The sequence below is a fragment of the Streptomyces sp. NPDC037271 genome (assembly GCF_055603605.1).
Map to the genome: position 1 here is coordinate 879703 of NZ_JBVJVN010000001.1, position 16456 is coordinate 896158.

The following is a 16456-nucleotide window of genomic DNA, read 5'->3' on the forward strand; positions in this document are numbered from 1 at the left end:
GCGCCGGTGTCGGACGCCCGTGCGCCGGTGTCGGACGCCCGTGCGCCGGTGTCGGACGTCCGCGCGCCGGTGTCAGACGTCCGCCGCCAGCGCCTCGACCAGCGCCGCGCTCTGCGGGTCGCGGCGGGCGGTGACCGTCAGCACGGCGAGGAACTGCTCGACGAGCCAGTCCCGCAGCTCGTCGACGGGCGGCTCCTTGCCCTCGTCCAGCCAGATCAGCGAGGCCGCCTCCACCGCCGTGATCCACATCCGGACGGTCATCCGCAGCCGGGGGCCGGGCTCGTCGACGTCCAGGTGGCTCATGATGTGGTCGGCGGCGGCCCGGCGCACCCCGTCCACGATGGACGAGGTGCGGGAGGTCTCGGCCACGCTGCCGCCGCGCAGCAGGGCGCTGAAGCCGGTGTCGTGCTGGTCGACGAAGGCGAGATAGCGGTCCAGGGCGCGGGCCAGCCGGGCGAGCAGCGGGCCCTCGCGGGGCTCGTCGAAGCACAGCCGCAGCTCGTCGGCGGCCGACCTGAGCGCGGCCTCGTACAGCTGCTGCTTGCCGCCCGGGAAGTACCGGTACACCAGCGGCCGCGAGACCCCGGCCTGCTCGGCCACGTCGTCCAGGGAGACGTCCTCCGGTGGCCGGTGCGCGAAGAGGGTGAGCGCCGCGCCGAGCAGCTGGACGCGGCGCTCCTCGACGCTGAGCCGGCGGTAGGCGGGGGCGGAGGACTGCGGGGTCATGAGCCGCAGCCTAATCGGCGCGGCCCCGTCCGGTGGCTACGCGAGCAGCCCCGACGACTTCCACAGCCGCCGCCCGACGCCCCGCAGCACGCCGATGTCGTCCAGGAAGTCCGTGAGGCGCTTCGAGCCGGTCTGCATGATCTCGCGGCGGTGGCCGCTGGCCTTGACCTGGGCCAGGGCCTCGCGCTTGTCCAGGCCGACGTTCGTGTAGACCTCGGGGTTGACGAAGGCGACGGAGAAGACGCGGGCGAACTCGCCGGAGGTGATCCGGGTGAACTCCTGCGACCACTTGGGGGCCGTCACCATCTGGCGGCGCAGCTCCTCACGGGCGTAGCGCACGTGCCGGGCCTCCTCCACGACGTGGATGCGCGTGACGCCCCGGATCAGCGGCTGGATCCGCTCGTCGGGGAAGGTCAGCCGCTGCATCCAGTCCAGGACCTCCTCGCCGAGCAGCGTGGCGGTGAAGGAGCCGGGCGTGGTGGAGATCGTCTTGAACAGGCGCCCCAGGTGCTGGTGCAGGGGGCTCACCGGGTACCACGGTGTCCCGCCGCGGGTGATGAGCCGGGCGAACATCTTCGAGTGCCGGCACTCGTCCTCGATCTCGGTCAGCGCGTAGCGCACGTGCGCGCTCGTCGCGGCCTTGTCGTAGATGTGCCGCACCAGCAGTTGCATGAGGATCAGCTCGAACCAGATGCCGAGCGAGGCGAGCGCCGCCGCCTCGTGCTGGGAGAGCGCGATGCGCTGCTCCTCGCTCATCCGCTTCCACATCGGGGTGTCGTACAGCGACACCAGCTCCGGCGGCCAGAACCACTTGCCTTCTTCGAACGGCGCGTCCCAGTCCAGCTCCTTGTCCGGGTCGAAGGAGTGCTTGGCGGAAGAGGCGAGCAGCCGCTCGGCCACCTGCTCCCGGTCCTTGAGCAGACCGAGTGCGTCGCGCAGGCCGTCGAGCGCGTCGGCTTCCGTCAGGGTCGTCATGGCTGTCCCACCTCGTCGTACGGTTAGGTTACCCGCGGTTACTCTCACCGCTTCGTCTTATGAGACTGCCTGTCAGTAAGCTCGTCAATCCCTTGGGCGGGACTTGTTTACCGGGAGTAAAGGTGGGCTGGGCGTCAAGGCCCGGTGTGGGATCACCCGGTGGAGCGCCGTATGGGCGTTCGCTCTGAGTACGCTGGCCGAGTCAGCCAGACTCCGGCACATGGGAGCGATCATGAGCGCCGCACGCGACTACGGACTGGACGACGACTACGTGTGGCCCCGTCCGCCGGAGGGCGGCTGGCTGGCGGACGACCTCGACGAGCTTCCCAACCTGCCTCCGCACACGGAGCTGATCGACGGGAGTCTCGTCTTCGTGGGTCCGCAGACCGATTTCCATATGCGCACGGTCGGTCTGCTGGACCGGGTCCTCTGCGAGCAGGCACCGGACGACCTCGAGGTCTACCGGGAGAGTTCACGGTGACGCTCAACGACCGGAACCGGCCCGAGCCCGACGTGCTGGTGGCCCGCGCCGGCGCGGACCTGGGGCCCAAGCAGACCCGCCTCCTGCACGATGACGTCATCCTGGCCGCCGAGGTGGTCTCGGAGGACTCGGTCGACCGGGACCGTGAGACCAAGCCCCGCAAGTACGCACGAGCGGGCATCACCCACTTCTGGCGGATCGAGCAGAACGACGGTCTCCCCGTGGTCTACGTCCACGAACTCGACGAGGCGACCAGGACGTACGTGCCCACCGGCATTTTCCACAACCGTCTCGAGCTCGCCGTCCCCTTCCCCATCGACATCGATCTCACCGCCGTCAACCGCCGCCGCTAGACCGAGCGGCCCAGCCCCTCCGGCACCGCATCCGCCTTCCAGCACCGACGACCCTGCCCGGAACGACGTCCGCGGCGGGAAGGCGTACGGCCGTTCGCGCCGTGGTGCCGCCGTCTCAGGAGGCGAGCACCGCCTCCATCACCGCCCGCGCGATCGGCGCCGCCAGCCCGCTGCCGCTGACGTCGTCGCGGTCCTTCGCCGAGCCCTCGACCACCACCGCGACCGCCACCTTCGGCTCCAGGTCGTCGTCGCCCTGCGCCCAGGAGACGAACCAGGCGTACGGCGTGCCCGAGTTGCCCACCCCGTGCTGGGCGGTGCCGGTCTTGCCGCCGACGGTGGCGCCGCGGATCGCGGCGTTCGCGCCGGTGCCGTTCTCCACGACCCCGGTCATCAGCTCCTTCAGCAGCGCGGCCGTCTTCGGCCGCATCGCCTCCCGGGAGGGCCGTGACCCCGCCGTCGCGACCAGGCTGCCGCCCGCCCGCAGGGTCCGTTCCACCAGGTACGGCGACCGCACCTGACCGCCGTTGGCCACCGCCGCCGCCACCATCGCCATCTGCAGGGGAGTCGCCCGCGTGTTGTACTGGCCGATCGACGACAGCCCGAGCTGCGCCCGGTCCACCGAGGTGTCGAAGGTGCTCCGCGAGACGGCGAACGGGACGCGCAGCCCGGCGTCGTTGAAGCCGAAGGCCTCGGCCGTCGCCGCCATGTCCGTCACGCCCACGTCCACGCCGAGCTTGGCGAACACCGTGTTGCAGGACCACTCGAACGCCTCGCGCAGCGTGGCGTCGCGGCAGCCGTCGGCTTCGTTCGTCAGCCGGGTCCGCGTCCCGGGCAGGGTGTACGGGTCGGGGGAGCGGGTCGGCGCGTCGAGGTCCCGGACCGCGCCCGCGTCCAGCGCCGCCGCCGCGGTGACCACCTTGAAGGTCGAACCCGGCGGATAGGTCCGGCGCACGGCCCGGTTGAGCATCGGCCTGTCCGGGTCGTCGTTCAGCCGGTCCCAGGCCCGGGTGGCGGCCCTGCTGTTCCCCGACAGCAGCTGGGGGTCGTACGACGGGGTGGAGGCGAGCGCCAGGATGCGGCCGGTGGACGGCTCGATCGCGGCCACCGCCCCCTTGCGCCGGCCGAGCCCCTCGAACGCGGCCCGCTGCGCGGCCCCGTTGATGGTCGTCACGACGTCGCCGCCCGGGTTGTGGACGCCCGTGACGTCGTTCCAGAGGGGGAGCGGGGCGAGCAGCGGGTCGGCGCCGGACAGGAGGCCGTCCTCGGCGTGCTCCAGCAGGGTCGTGCCGTACGCCTGCGAGGCGAAGCCGGTGATCGGCGCGTACATCGGCCCGTTCCGGTACGTCCTCTCGAAGCGCAGGTGCTCCCCGGTGTCCCGGGAACCGGTGACCGGCTCGCCGCCGACCAGGATGTCGCCGCGCGGCTGCTGGTAGCGGGCGATGTCCGGGCGGCGGTTGGCCGGGTTGTCGTCGTACTCCGGGGCCTGGACGATCTGCACCCGGGCCGCGTTCACCAGCAGCGCGGCCAGCAGCAGCGCGCAGAAGGCGGCGGCGTGCCGGATGTGCCGGGTCACCGGAGCTCCCCGGCTCTCACGGTGCCGCCCGCCCGTCGGCCCGGCCGGCCTGGCTGCGGGCCGCGTGGCTGACCCGGATCAGCAGCGCCACGATCGCCCAGTTGGTGACGACCGAGGAGCCGCCCTGCGCCAGGAACGGCATCGCCATGCCGGTCAGCGGGATCAGCCCGGTCACCCCGCCCGCGATGACGAACACCTGGAGCGCCACGATCGAGGAGAGGCCGACCGCGAGCAGCCGGCCGAAGGGATCGCGCGCGGCGAGGCCGGCCCGGTAACCCCGCTCCACCAGCAGCGCGTACAGCAGGAAGATCGCGGTCAGGCCGAGGAAGCCCAGCTCCTCCCCGGCGGTCGCCAGGATGAAGTCCGACTTGACGGCGAAGCCGATGAGGACGGAGTGCCCGAGGCCGAGGCCGGTGCCGGTCACCCCGCCCGCCGCGAAGGCGAAGAGGGACTGGGCGAGCTGGTTGGGCCCCTGCCCGGCCTCGATCGAGGCGAAGGGGTGCAGCCAGTCCTCCACCCTGCTGTGCACGTGCGGTTCCAGCCAGCCCACGGCGACCGCGCCCAGCGAGGCCAGCAGCAGGCCGACGGCGATCCAGCCGGTGCGGCCGGTGGCGACGTAGAGGAGGACCACGAACAGGCCGAAGAAGAGGAGCGAGGTGCCGAGGTCGCGTTCCAGGACCAGGACGCCGACGCTGACCAGCCACACGGCCACGATCGGGCCGAGGACGCGGCCGGTGGGCAGCTGGAGCCGCCACACGCGACGCCCCGCGTACGCCAGCGCGCTGCGGTTCGCGGCCAGGTAGGCGGCGAAGAAGACCGCGAGGAGCACCTTCGCGAACTCGCCGGGCTGGATGGAGAAGCCCTCGACGCGGATCCAGATGCGGGCGCCGTTCACGGCCGGGAAGAAGATCGGCACGGTGAGCAGGACGAGCGCGGCGGCGACGCACACGTAGGCGTAGCGCGTCAGGACGCGGTGGTCGCGCAGGAGCAGCACGACCACGATGAACAGTCCGACGCCCAGCGTCGACCACACCAGCTGGGTGGGGGCCGCCCGGTCGCCCGGCGTCTCCAGGTCGAGCCGGTAGATCAGCACCAGGCCGAGCCCGTTGAGCAGCACGCCGATGGGCAGCAGCAGGGGGTCGGCGTACGGGGCGCGCAGCCGTACCGCGAGATGGGCGAGGAGCGCGAGCACGCCGAGCCCGGCGCCGTAACCGGCGGCGCCGGGCGGGAGGGTGCCGTGCTGGGCGAGGCCGACGTTGCAGTAGCCGAACACCGACAGCAGGACGGCCACGAGGATGAGCGCGAGTTCGATGCCACGGCGCCGGGGGAGACGGGCGACGGGAGCGGGCGTGTCCGCCTGTGCCACGGTGATTCCGGTTCCGGTTCCGGCCTTGGTCATGTCCGGAACTTACCCAAATGGAGTGGTGTGGGGGTTGCTCGCATCAGCACCAGCGCGGCGCGGGACCGATGTTGTCGATGTAGCGGGCCGCGCCCCAGGCCCAGGTGCCGTCCGTGAGGAGGTACCAGAGGGGATTGCCCTTCACCTTGTCGCCGGGGGTCTTGCAGTAGATGTGGACGGTCTCGCCCCGGCGGGCGTACCGGATGACGTCCGCGCCGCGGGCCGGTGAGGTGCGCAGGGCGAGCCGGTCGGCCGTGACGACGCCCCGGTAGCGGCCCTGCTCCTGGCGGCCGTCGTTCCCGCCGCCCCACTCGTCGCCGCCGTTCCCGCCTCCGTTCCCTCCGGAGGGGTTGGCGGTGGTGCTGCCGGAACCGGAGTCCCCGCCGCCCCACTCGTCGTTCGCGACGGCGGGTGTGACGGCGACGGCGGTGGCGAGCGCGCCGGCGGCGACGGCGGTGGCGAGGCCGCGCAGGAGTGGTGAGCGCGGGGACAGCGCGGACAGCAAGGACATGGGAGTACCTCCCGGGAGCGAACGGATCTGATCTTCGGCTGACTAACCGCCACATTAGGAGCGAACCGTACGAACCGCCCGCCGCACTGCGCCATCGGGGAACAGCCGGGAACCGCCGGGAACAGCCGGGAACCGCCCGGTCGCCAGGGGCGGGTCAGGGCTGCTGAGGCAGGGTCAGGGTCGCCAGGGCTCCGCCGCCCGGCGGATTCGTGAACTCCAGCCGGGCGCCGAGCACCTCCGCCTGCCCCAGGGCGATGGTCAGCCCGAGCCCGTGCCCCTTCGACCCGCCCTCGGTGCGGAACCGCTGCGGCCCGTGGGCGAGGAGGTACTCCGGATAGCCGTCCCCGTGGTCCCGGACGGTGATCACCGGCCCGTCCACGGTCAGTACCACCGGCGCCCGCCCGTGCCGGTGCGCGTTCGCGACGAGGTTGCCGAGCACCCGTTCCAGCCGCCGCCGGTCCGTCTCCACCCGCGCGTCCCGTACGACGTCCACGCGCGTGTCGGTACCGGAGCCCCGGACCACCCGCCCGGCCAGCGCGCCCAGCGCCTCCGGGTCCACCTCCAGCCGCTCCCGCCCGCTCTCCAGCCGGGAGATCTCCAGCAGGTCCTCGGTGAGCGTGCGCAGGGCCGCCACCCGGTCCTGGACCAGTTCGGTCGGGCGGCCCGGCGGCAGCAGCTCGGCCGCCGCGTGCAGGCCGGTGAGCGGGGTGCGCAGCTCGTGCGCCACGTCCGCGGTGAACCGCTGCTCGGCGAGCAGCTTGCCCTGCAGCGACGACGCCATGGAGTCCAGCGCGGCGGCGACCGAGGCCACCTCGTCCTGCGGGCGCGTCGGATCCTTCGCCCGGGGGTCGTCGACGCGCGCGTCGAGGTCGCCCGCGCTGATCCGCCGCGCCACCCGCGCCGTCGCGTGCAGCCGGCGCGTCACCCGCGTCACGGCGAACGCGCCGACCAGCAGCGTCGCCCCGATCGCCAGCGCCGACGACCACACGATGGCGCCGTCCAGGCCGTCGATGGTGCGCTGTCCCTGCGTGTGGTCGACCCGTACGGCGAGGATCCGGCCGCCCTCGGCGGGGCCCGCCGCCCACATCGTGGGGCGCCCGTCGTGCTCGGTGACCATCGTGCCGCGCCGGCCCGAGGCGGCCAGCTCCCGCAGCCGCTCCGGCACCCCCGGCGGATCGACGCCGGCGCCCCGCCGCAGCGGGTCCCCGGCCTCGTACGCCCGCGTCGCCTCGCCCAGCCGGGACAGGGCGTCGTCGCGGGCCTGGCCCACGGTCTGGTCGGTCACCGAGACGTGCACCAGGACGCCGAGCAGCGCGGCGAGCGCACAGCACATCACGGTGATGAAGACGGCGGCCTTCACCGCGAGCGGACCGGCCCAACGGGGGAGGACGAACCAGAACCTCACCGGGCGCTCGCCGACGGGGACGCGGACGGACGCTTCGTGTGCTTCCCGCCGTCGTCCGTGCGCAGCATCTCGTCGCTCGTGAGCAGCATGGCCCGCTGGTCGGGGTCCCACGTCCACCGCAGCCGGTACTCGTAGCCCGCGACCTCCGACGGCGACCGGACGATCACCGCCCGCCCGGCCAGTTCCACCGCGCTCACGGCGTCGTCGTACGACATGACCCGCACCAGCCGGTCCTTCTCGGCCGTGTAGACGCGCACGGCGGTCAGCTGCTCGGGCAGCAGGCGGAACCCCAGGGTCATCTCGGGGCGCCCGTCGCCGGTCAGGTCGCGGTAGTACGGCCTGAGCACCGGGCACCGGCCGTCCTCGCCCTCGCCCTCGCCTTCGCCCTCGGCACCGACGGCGCCGGCCGCGCCGCAGTCCGCCATCCGGCGGGCCGTTTCGCGGTACGGCGCCCCGTCGCCCTCGTAGTCGTCCGGATGCGCGGTGATCTCGGCCCGTACGGCGGCCACCGGATCCGCCTCGCGGATGTCGCCGCCGGGCACGGCCACGCCCTTGACGACCTCGTTGTCCACCTCGCCGATGTCGTAGGCCGGACTCGACGCCGGCGTCAGGTCGGGCCAGAGCCGGGCCGGGCTCTGCGCGGCCGGTGTCGCGCCCGCGCTGCGCAGCCCGCCCGAGTCACCGCAGGCGGCCAGCACACCGGCCGCCGCGGTCGCCAGGAGCAGCGCGAGGGCGGTGTGGGCGCGGGCGGGGCGCCCACGGCGGCTCGGGAGCACTGCACTCCTGGGGTTCGGTGATCGTCACTGGCGGCCTGTACGTACTGTTCGAGACGTACGGGCGTCCATTTTGCCCGCGTGTCGACGCATCGGGCCACCGAACGCCCGTGTGGCACTCCACGCTTCCGGGTTCCCGCCCCGAGGGGCCGCCCGCCCCCCCCGGGAGGTATCCGGCTTCTTGCCCCCGCAGCGCCTCGCCTGTTCCCATGGTCGTGGGGTGATGATGCATGAACGGACTGCGCGTCATACCGACCTGGCGGCACGGCCGGGAACGGCTGTACGTCTGCCTCCCGGACGGCGGGAACGTCGCCTGGTACGACCGTGAGACGGCCCGGGTCAACCTGCTGAGAGAGGACCGCGAGGACGAGGTGCTCGAAGCCCTGGGCCCCTTCCTCACCGGCCCGGTCACGGTCGGCCCGCCTCCCGTCCCGACCCCCGCAGAGCTGGCCCGGCTCTCCCTGCACCCGGACGACGACCTCGCCCCCAACCGGCCCGGTGAGGCGCTCCTGATCTCCCTGGAACGCGACCCCGGCCCCGCCCACCGGCTGCGGCGATCCGATCCGCGTCGCCGGGCGCTGGCGGCCGAGCAGGCTGCGGGAGCGGCCCTCGACCGCCTCGACGGCGCCGGCTGGCACACCCTGCACTCCGTTCCGCTGCCCGGCGGCGACCGCGTCCACCACCTGGTGATCGGCCCCGGCGGTCTCTACGCCGTCCACGCGCTGCCCGCCCGCAGGCAGCGCGTCCACATCACCGACCCGCTGGTCGCGCTGGGCCGCCGCGAACCGCTCCCGCTGCTGCGCCGGGTCCGCGCCGACGCCGACCGGGCCTCCCACGCCCTGACGGCCGAGGTGCACCCCGTCCTCGCCCTCGTCGACCCGGCGCACGTGGCCGTCACGGCCGCGCCCCGCTCGGTCCGCGTCCTCACCGACGCGGAGCTGCCGGACCTCGCCCGCCTGGGCGGGATGCTCAAACCGGCGGACGTGGAGGCCCTGCACGCCATGGCCCGGGACCGCGCCACCTGGACGCGCGTCTGAGAGACCGACGCGGGCGAGGGCCGGGCGGTCGGAGGGCTCGGGCGGGCGGTCGGGGTTGGGGGTGCGGGCCTCGGGTCGCGGGTTGCGGGTGGGCGGTCGGGGCTGGGGTTGCGGGTCGCTGGTCGGTGGTGGGCGGCAGGGGCTGGGGTCGCGGGTCGAGGGTGGGCGGCAGGGGCTGGGGTCTCGGGTCGCGGGTGGGTGGCCGTGGGTCAGGGCAGCGCCGCCGCCCCCCGTCGGTCGAACAGCGGTGCCAGCAGGTCGCCGTGGTCCCGCACCCGCGGCCCGACGTCCTCCGCCCGGAAGACGAACTGCTCCGCCCGCCGGCACCCGGCCACCTCGTCCCACGTCACCGGCGTGGAGACCGCCGGCGCGGAGCGGGCCCGCATCGTGTACGGAGTGGCCGTGGTCTTGCGGGCGGCGTTCTGACTCCAGTCGACGAACACTTTCCCCGGCCGCAGGCTGCGCGTCATCCGGTGCACCACGAGCCTCGGCAGGGCCCGCTCCGCCTCCACGGCGAGCGCCTTCGCGTACTCCGACACCCGCTCCGACGACGCCCCCCGCACCCCGGCCAGCAGATGCAGCCCCTTCGCCCCGGACGTCTTGGCGTACGCCTCGATCCCGTCCGCCGCCAGCCGCTCCCTCAGCCACAGTGCGACCTCGCAGCAGTGCACGACGGTCGCGGGCGGCCCGGGGTCGAGGTCGAACACCAGCCGGTCGGCCTCGTCGGGATCGTCCGCGGTCCACTGGTGCGTGTGGAACTCGGTGACCAGGTTCGCCGCCCACATCAGGCTCGCCAGGTCCTGCACCAGCACCATCCGGGCCGGTCCCTCCGACCGGGGCACCTCGGCCGTGGTGACCCAGTCGGGCGTACCAGGCGGCACGTTCTTGGTGAAGAACACCTGGCCGTCCGGTCCGTCCGGGTACCTCAGGAAGGAGACCGGACGGTCCCGCAGGTGCGGCAGCAGCACCCCCGCGGTCGTCGCGTAGTAGTGCAGCAGCTCGCCCTTGGTGAGGCCGGTCGCGGGATACAGCACCTTGTCCAGGTTGCTGAGGGCGATCCGTCGCCCCTCCACCTCTGTGATAGGCGCCATACCATGAGAATCTCACGAAACGCGGACAAACCGCCCGACGGTCATCCGGCAGTCGACCGACTGGAAAGGGTGTGCTGCACGTGCGATCGATCTGGAACGGCGCGATCTCCTTCGGCCTGGTCAGCATCCCGGTCAAGCTGATGAACGCGACCGAGAGCCACGCGGTCTCCTTCCGCCAGATCCACACGGAGGACGGCGGCCGGATCCGCTACCGCAAGGTCTGCGAGCTGGAGGACCGCGAGGTCGGCCAGGACGAGATCGGCAAGGCCTACGAGGACGCCGACGGATCGATGATTCCGATCACCGACGAGGACCTGTCCCACCTGCCGGTCCCCACCGCGCGTTCGATCGAGATCGTGGCCTTCGTGCCCGAGGAGCGCATCGATCCGCTCCAGATGGGCTCCGCGTACTACCTCGCGGCGAGCGGCGCCCCCGCGGCCAAGCCGTACACGCTGCTGCGTGAGGCGCTCGGGCGCAGCGACCGGGTCGCCGTCGCCAGGTTCGCGCTGCGGGGCCGTGAGCGCCTCGGCATGCTCCGGGTCGTCGGCGACACCATCGCGATGCACGCCCTGCTCTGGCCGGACGAGGTACGCGCCCCCGAGGGCATCGCCCCGGACGCCGGTGTCACCGTCCGAGACCAGGAGCTGGACCTCGCGGACGCCCTGATGGCCACGCTCGGTGAGATCGACCTGGACGATCTGCACGACGAGTACCGCGAGGCCCTGGAGGAGGTCATCGCCGCGAAGGCCGCCGGTGAGGCGCCCCCTCAGGCCCCGGAGGCGGCGCCGTCCGGGAAGGTGCTGGACCTGATGGCCGCCTTGGAGAACAGTGTGCGCGCGGCACGGGAGTCCCGGGGCGGGGGAGCGGCCGGGCCGGCCGAGGTCACGTCCCTGCCGCGGCGCGAGGCGTCGTCCCGGCGGGCGCCCAAGGCGACGGGCGGCAAGAAGTCGACGTCGACGGCGGCGAAGAAGACGGCGGCGAAGAAGACGGCCCAGAAGAGCGCGACGGCGAAGAGCACGACGGCGAAGAACACGGCCGCGAAGAAGACGGCCGAGAGGAAGAAGACGGCCGATACGGCGCCGGAGACGCAGAAGGCGCAGGTGAAGAAGCCGACGGCGACGGCCTCCGCCACCGGGAAGCCGGCGGCGCAATCGGCCCGGCCCGCGAAGAGCACCGCGCCGAAGACCACCGGCGAAAAGGCGACGGGCGCGGGCAGGAGCACCGCCACCAAGAGCACCGCCACCAAGAGCACCGCAGGGAAGACGGCGTCCCGCAAGCGCAGCGCCTGACGTCTCCCGGGACGGTAACCGTCGCGGGACCGGCTCGTCGGCGAGCGTTCAGCCGATCGGCCAGGGGGAGAGCGACGCCCGGGGGACGGCGGACGGGGCGGGCTCGAAGACCGCGGGGCTCGCGGAACCGGACGTCGTCGGCGCGAGGGAGGCCACTGTGGGCAGGAGCGGGCTTTCCTCCAGGTGCTGTCCGATCGTTTCGGCCGGTTCGCCGCCCGGGGCGCCGGATCCGGTGGACAGCTGCGACCACGCGGTCAGGGCGAGGGCGACCGCGGCGGCCGTGCCGATCACCTGGCCTGCCCGCCGGATCCGGGCGCGACCGCCCAGCTCGCGCCAGGCCGGGCCGGTCCAGGGATCCTCCGGGTGCCACGGCTCGCCGACCACGTCGAAGGGCGGCCCGGGCCGCCACCCCGGGCTCCGCTCGCGCGCGGCGGGTTCTCTGGGGGCGGAGGCGCGGATGGCGTGCTCGTCGTCCTCCAGGAACTGCCGCCAGACGTGCTCCGGAACGGACGGCGTTCCGTCCGGCTCGTCCGGCGTGGCGCCGCTGCCCGGCCCGGAAGCGGTCATGGTCCTGCTCTTCCCCTCTTCTTCTCTTCCTGGGCGCGTACGGCGGTCTGCGCGGGAGCGCTGCGGGGCGGGCCGAGGCCCGCCTGCGGCCGGTGCGCCGTTCCGCGCCGCGGCACCGTGCCGGCGTCACTCCCGGACGCCGTACGGCACGCGACCGCAGGACGCCGTCCCGTCGGATCATTGCACAGTGCAAAAAGTGATCGCCAGGGTCTCCGGCCGCATTCTTCCGTCCGCCACCGGTCCCGGGGCCCGCTGGTCATGGCCGGCGGTCTCCGTGGGCCGCGACGAGCCGCACGAAGGGGATGGCCCGTCCGGCCTCGCGGAACGACGCCTCGCCGCCGTCCACCGCCAATCCCATGAACGCGCAGAGCCGCCGGGCCGTTCCCGGGCGTCGGCGGGCGTACTCCGCCATGATCCCGGCGCCCTCTTCGGCGGGGAGGAAGTGGGCGGTGACGGCGTGGTGGCGGTTGCCGAACTGGATGACGGTCTTGGGCTGCTGACGCAGGTTCCGGTACCAGTCCGCCTGCGGGCCGAAACCGGAGGCGACGGTCCAGCTCCGCCCGGACGGCTCGCAGGAGCCGTACTCGCAGGAGCCGGTCGCACGAGGGTCGGTCGCACGAGGGTCGGTCGCACGGGGGTCGGTCGCACGGGAGCCGGTCTCGCAGGAGTCGTGGGCAACCACTTCGAGGACCACCTGGCGGTCCCGGCCGCTGATCCGGCCGGTGTGGTGCAGCAGGAGCAGCCGCTTTCCGAAGAGCGGCCCGAGTCCCGCGCGGAAGAGGAGGATCGGCAGCCGTGCGGCGGTACGCCGCCGGCCGACGGGTAGCTGGGGCCGGCGGGGCCGGCGGGACGCGTTGTCCGTGCGTGCCATTGCCACTCTCCGGGTTCGGGGTCCAGGGATCTCGCGGGCGACCCGTACGTGGCCGGTACGGGGCCGCGGCGGGTCCGGGGCGGAAACCGCCTTCCCCGTCCACCTTTGCACAGGGAAAAGGTGGACGGGCAGTGGCTGCCGCTCCTTTCGCGCCAGTCCGGAGGCCTCTGTTCCGATCAGTTGGATGAGCAGGGACTTCGGCACGGTAGAAAGGACACATGCCGGAGCGTGAGATGCCCGTCGGGGGCCTGGACGATGTCGATGCGGTCACCAGGGCCGTGCTGGCCGCGTCGCGACTGCTGGTGGCCGTCTCCGCGCGGTCGCTCGCCGAGGTGGAGGAGCGGGTCACGCTGCCTCAGTTCCGGATGCTGATGGTGCTCTCCACCAGGGGTTCCACCAAGCTGGTCGCGCTCGCCGAGCACCTTCAGGTCGCCCCGTCGACGGCGATGCGCATGGTCGACCGGCTGATCGCGGCCGGGCTCGCCGACCGGCAGACCAACCCCCACAACCGGCGCGAGACCCTGCTCCGGCTCACCGACGAGGGCCGGCACACCGTCGCGAACGTCAGTGCCCGGCGCCGCGCCGAGATCGCCGCGATCGTCGAACGGCTCGCACCGAGCCAGCGGGCGGCCCTCGTCGAGGCACTCACCGCCTTCAGCGAGGCCGGCGGCGAGCCCCTCGCCCCGGCGCCGGACGACCCGCAGTCGCACCCGCTGGGATGGGCCGCGGACGTCCCCGCGGCCGGGGACGCCTGACGCGTTCAGGGGGTACGGCGCGTCACGGGGCGGCCGGCGAGGGGGCGGGCGTCGGGGAGGACGTGTTCACGTTCAGGTCGGGCCGCGGCTTGAGCACCAGCACCCGCTCCCCCGGCTGCGGAGGGGGCGGGGTGACCTTCTCCCTCGGCAGCTTCGCCGGGCCGGTCTGCTGGAAGACGACCTTGTCGTACTCGACCAGCCCGGTCTTCTCCAGCACCGTGATGTGGTCCAGGACGGTGTCGTTGGCCAGGTCGGCCAGCTGCCGCACGAGCGTGTTCTTGGTGGTGGCCCGGATCTTGGCGATCGCCGGGAAGATCTGGCCGTGGGTCACCCGCATGATGTTGACCGCCGACGAGTCGAACTCCCTGCCGCTCTTGGCCTCCACCGTCGCCACGAAGCCCTCCTGCTGCGGGGAGGCCCGGTTGGGCAGCGTGATGCCCAGTTCGGGGGAGATCTCGCGGCACATCGCGTCCAGCCCGGCGTGACCGACGACCAGATGCTCGCCGGCCGTCCTCATCGCCGGCGACGAACCGCGCTCCATCACCGTCTCGCCCAGCGGGTACTCCCACAGCCCGGCGGCCCGCACCTTGACCACGAAGTCGCGGTCGGCCTCGGTGAGCGGCCCGAACCTGGTGGCGGCGATGACCCGGTCCTGGTCACCCTCGGCCTTGTCCAGACCGAGCACGGCGGGGAAGGCCAGCGCGGTGAGGGTCAGGGTCATCACGCCGAACAGGACGACGACTCCGATCCTGCTGCGGGACAGGCGCATGAGGCCTCCAGGGGCGACGCGAGCGACGCCCACGCGACGCGCACGCGACTCGTGGTCGTGCTCGTTACTCGTACTCGTTCGCCAGGAGGTACGGAAACCGCGGGCGGATGTATCACCGCTCGGGCACCGGATTCGGGTTCAGCCGATGTCGGCCCCGTAGACGCGCTCGACCGTCATCGTGAGCAGCACCCGGCGGTCGGACACCATCGTCATCCGGTACTCGTCCCAGTCCGGGTGTTCGCCGGCGGCGGCGCGGTAGTACGCCACCAGCGCCTCGACCTCCGGTCCGTGCGGGTCGGTGCCCGGCCCGGTGAGGGACACGGCGCCCTCGGCGGTCGCCCATGACCTGCCGTCCGCGGCGGTCACCTCCAGGGCGGCCCACGGGTCGCGGCGCAGGTTCGCCGTCTTGGCCAGCCCCTCGCGGGTCGAGATACGGATGACGCCGGCCTCCGGGTCGTAGGCGGGCATGACGGGGGAGAGCTGCGGGCGGCCGTCCGACTTGATCGTCGCGAGAACGCCGAGCCGGCTCTCCGCCAGCAGGGCGCGGGGGTCGAAACGAGATGTGGTGGTCATGGGCCGATCATCGCCCCCGCCCCGCCGGCTGTCCCGCGAACCGTCCGCCGAACGCCCCACCAGCTGGCTCAGGGGACCGAGGGACCGCTCAGGTAGTCACCGTCCTCGTCGTAGGGCCAGGCGTTGGCGACGCACCCCTTGAGCCCCTTGATCTGCTGCATCATCGCCGGGGCGGGCCGACCGGGGCCGGGGCAGGTCTCGTGGCCGTGCCCGAGGCGGTGGCCGACCTCGTGGTTGATGATCAGTGCCCGGTACTCGCCGATCGGGCCGTCGAACTGCGGGGAACCCAGCACCCAGCGCTTGAGGTTCACCACGACGTCCGTGCCGACCGCGCAGTTCACCTCGCCGCGGGTTTCCAGGCCGTAGGCGCCGCAGATCTCGTCTACGGTGCCCGGCGTGGCGATCTTCACCACGAAGTCGTACGACCCGGAGCTGACCAGCCGGAAGGAGTTGATCCCGTCGTTGGTCCAGCCCCGGCGGTGGGCGAGCACGTCGGATATCTCGGCCGCGGCCTCGCTCGCCCGGATGTCGATGCCCTTCTCGACCAGGACCTTGTAACGGCGTACGCGACTGCCGGTGCCCACGGTCGTACCGTCGGCGTCGGCGGTGACGAAGGTGCCCGGGCCGGTCGGGGGGATGGCGATGGTGGAGGGGGAGGGCGAGGCCTTCGCCGAGGCCGACGCGGAGGGACTCGACGACCCGGACGGCGTCCCGCCGGTCGCGTCGGGACCGGCCGTGCGCCCGGTGGCGTCCAGGGCGTCGGCGACGTCGGCCACCTGGTCGTCCGTCGCCTGGGGTCGGCCGTCCCGCCAGTAGGCGACCGCGGCGCCTCCCGCGAGCAGTACCGCGCCTAAGGTCAGGCCGGCCAGGACCATGCGGTTGGACCTGCGGCGTCGCCGCCTGCGGGAGCGGGACACGCGCCCATCGCTCTCCGGGATGCTTCTCCGGCGGGAACGGCGGGCTGTGGATCGGCCCACGACGTGCGTCCTCTCTGCTGGTCGGCGGGGTGCGCACAGTGGAATCCAGTGTGCTTTTGTACGTGTGATCAAACCGGAAGGGCGTACGAAAACATCGCAGGACACAAGTGGGCCTTCTCACACGGGTGTTCGGTTCCGACGATGCAACCCTTCGGCGGCCCGGGAGGTCCGCGAGCCCTTTCGCCGCCGTCGTACGCGCACACGTGCGTCGGGGGGGGGGGGGGGGGGGGGGGGGGGGAGAGGGAGGGGGGGGGGGGGGGGGGGGGGGGGGGGGGGGGGGGGGGGGGGGGTGTGGAGGGGGGGGGCGGGGAGATGCTGGTTTCGCACCTGT

Annotated in this window: 16 protein-coding genes and 1 pseudogene; 4 read left to right on the plus strand and 13 right to left on the minus strand. The window is 73.2% G+C overall.

Features of this window, described 5'->3' with window-relative positions:
- Positions 1-72 precede the first annotated feature (72 nt).
- Both ACZ7G3_RS04040 and ACZ7G3_RS04045 read right to left on the minus strand, forming a co-directional pair.
- The gene (locus ACZ7G3_RS04040; RefSeq protein ID WP_470923089.1) at positions 73-726 is read right to left on the minus strand and encodes a TetR/AcrR family transcriptional regulator; all 654 of its coding nucleotides are present in this window, start codon (positions 724-726) and stop codon (positions 73-75) included.
- 36 nt (positions 727-762) lie between these two features.
- Entirely contained in the window at positions 763-1701 is a 939-nt protein-coding gene (locus tag ACZ7G3_RS04045) for an AurF N-oxygenase family protein (RefSeq protein ID WP_426599796.1), read from the minus strand.
- A gap of 232 nt (positions 1702-1933) precedes the next feature.
- On the opposite strand from ACZ7G3_RS04045, the pseudogene ACZ7G3_RS04050 reads away from it, so the two are divergent.
- Positions 1934-2535: pseudogene (locus tag ACZ7G3_RS04050) on the plus strand (Uma2 family endonuclease).
- 115 nt (positions 2536-2650) lie between these two features.
- On the opposite strand, the gene ACZ7G3_RS04055 reads toward ACZ7G3_RS04050, so the two are convergent.
- From ACZ7G3_RS04055 to ACZ7G3_RS04075, 5 genes are all read right to left on the minus strand, one after another.
- On the minus strand, positions 2651-4108 hold the full coding sequence (locus tag ACZ7G3_RS04055) for a penicillin-binding transpeptidase domain-containing protein (RefSeq protein ID WP_470923090.1): 1458 nt from the start codon (positions 4106-4108) through the stop codon (positions 2651-2653).
- A gap of 16 nt (positions 4109-4124) precedes the next feature.
- Positions 4125-5507 carry an FtsW/RodA/SpoVE family cell cycle protein gene (locus tag ACZ7G3_RS04060; protein WP_470923091.1) on the minus strand — a complete coding sequence of 461 codons (1383 nt, stop codon included), beginning with the start codon at positions 5505-5507 and terminating at the stop codon, positions 4125-4127.
- 43 nt (positions 5508-5550) lie between these two features.
- The gene (locus tag ACZ7G3_RS04065; RefSeq protein WP_470923092.1) at positions 5551-6018 is read right to left on the minus strand and encodes an SH3 domain-containing protein; all 468 of its coding nucleotides are present in this window, start codon (positions 6016-6018) and stop codon (positions 5551-5553) included.
- Between the two features lie 154 nt (positions 6019-6172).
- On the minus strand, positions 6173-7351 hold the full coding sequence (locus ACZ7G3_RS04070; protein ID WP_470923197.1) for an ATP-binding protein: 1179 nt from the start codon (positions 7349-7351) through the stop codon (positions 6173-6175).
- 68 nt (positions 7352-7419) lie between these two features.
- On the minus strand, positions 7420-8199 hold the full coding sequence (locus tag ACZ7G3_RS04075; RefSeq protein WP_470923093.1) for a hypothetical protein: 780 nt from the start codon (positions 8197-8199) through the stop codon (positions 7420-7422).
- Between the two features lie 227 nt (positions 8200-8426).
- On the opposite strand from ACZ7G3_RS04075, the gene ACZ7G3_RS04080 reads away from it, so the two are divergent.
- On the plus strand, positions 8427-9233 hold the full coding sequence (locus tag ACZ7G3_RS04080) for an NERD domain-containing protein (protein WP_470923094.1): 807 nt from the start codon (positions 8427-8429) through the stop codon (positions 9231-9233).
- 209 nt (positions 9234-9442) lie between these two features.
- Here the strand turns inward: ACZ7G3_RS04080 and ligD are convergent, their stop codons facing one another.
- Complete coding sequence (gene ligD / locus ACZ7G3_RS04085) at positions 9443-10324, minus strand: non-homologous end-joining DNA ligase (protein ID WP_470923095.1); 882 nt, start codon at positions 10322-10324, stop codon at positions 9443-9445.
- An 80-nt stretch (positions 10325-10404) separates the two neighbouring features.
- On the opposite strand from ligD, the gene ku reads away from it, so the two are divergent.
- Positions 10405-11613 carry a non-homologous end joining protein Ku gene (gene ku, locus ACZ7G3_RS04090; protein ID WP_470923096.1) on the plus strand — a complete coding sequence of 403 codons (1209 nt, stop codon included), beginning with the start codon at positions 10405-10407 and terminating at the stop codon, positions 11611-11613.
- Between the two features lie 48 nt (positions 11614-11661).
- Here the strand turns inward: ku and ACZ7G3_RS04095 are convergent, their stop codons facing one another.
- Entirely contained in the window at positions 11662-12180 is a 519-nt protein-coding gene (locus ACZ7G3_RS04095) for a hypothetical protein (protein WP_470923097.1), read from the minus strand.
- 256 nt (positions 12181-12436) lie between these two features.
- Positions 12437-13051 (minus strand): nitroreductase/quinone reductase family protein, encoded by a 615-nt coding sequence (locus ACZ7G3_RS04100; protein WP_470923098.1) that lies wholly within the window; start codon positions 13049-13051, stop codon positions 12437-12439.
- A gap of 218 nt (positions 13052-13269) precedes the next feature.
- Here ACZ7G3_RS04100 and ACZ7G3_RS04105 point away from each other — a divergent pair, with 218 nt between their 5' ends.
- Positions 13270-13806 (plus strand): MarR family winged helix-turn-helix transcriptional regulator, encoded by a 537-nt coding sequence (locus ACZ7G3_RS04105; RefSeq protein WP_426599785.1) that lies wholly within the window; start codon positions 13270-13272, stop codon positions 13804-13806.
- Positions 13807-13828: 22 nt separating this feature from the next.
- Here the strand turns inward: ACZ7G3_RS04105 and ACZ7G3_RS04110 are convergent, their stop codons facing one another.
- The 3 genes from ACZ7G3_RS04110 to ACZ7G3_RS04120 all read right to left on the minus strand — a co-directional run bounded on the left by ACZ7G3_RS04110 (position 13829) and on the right by ACZ7G3_RS04120 (position 16125).
- Entirely contained in the window at positions 13829-14575 is a 747-nt protein-coding gene (locus ACZ7G3_RS04110) for a DUF4142 domain-containing protein (RefSeq protein ID WP_470923099.1), read from the minus strand.
- 138 nt (positions 14576-14713) lie between these two features.
- Positions 14714-15148: a PPOX class F420-dependent oxidoreductase gene (locus tag ACZ7G3_RS04115; protein ID WP_470923100.1), complete on the minus strand. Its 435-nt coding sequence runs from the start codon at positions 15146-15148 to the stop codon at positions 14714-14716.
- A 68-nt stretch (positions 15149-15216) separates the two neighbouring features.
- Positions 15217-16125, minus strand: a complete 909-nt coding sequence (locus tag ACZ7G3_RS04120) for a DUF3152 domain-containing protein (RefSeq protein ID WP_470923101.1) — start codon at positions 16123-16125, stop codon at positions 15217-15219.
- Positions 16126-16456 lie beyond the last annotated feature (331 nt).